Source organism: Citrobacter sp. Igbk 14, assembly GCF_028069825.1.
In the GTDB taxonomy this organism is placed as follows: Bacteria; Pseudomonadota; Gammaproteobacteria; order Enterobacterales; family Enterobacteriaceae; genus Citrobacter.
Genome location: NZ_JANEWM010000210.1, coordinates 1 through 233 on the forward strand (window position 1 = coordinate 1; position 233 = coordinate 233).

Consider the following 233-nt stretch of genomic DNA (forward strand, 5'->3'; position numbering starts at 1 on the left):
AGATAACTACGATGGGGCTATAGCTCAGCTGGGAGAGCGCCTGCTTTGCACGCAGGAGGTCTGCGGTTCGATCCCGCATAGCTCCACCATCTTTACTGCAAAAAAACAAGAAAACTTCAGAGTGTACCTGAAAAGGTTCACTGCGAAGTTTTGCTCTTTAAAAATCTGGATCAAGCTGAAAATTGAAACGACACACTGTTTCATTTCTCCGTAATAAGAAATGAAAAGCGGTG

At 44.2% G+C, this 233-nt stretch carries 1 tRNA gene; it reads left to right on the top strand.

Features of this window, described 5'->3' with window-relative positions:
* Positions 1–13 precede the first annotated feature (13 nt).
* A tRNA-Ala gene (locus tag NNN64_RS23195) sits at positions 14–89 on the top strand.
* Positions 90–233: the final 144 nt, after the last annotated feature.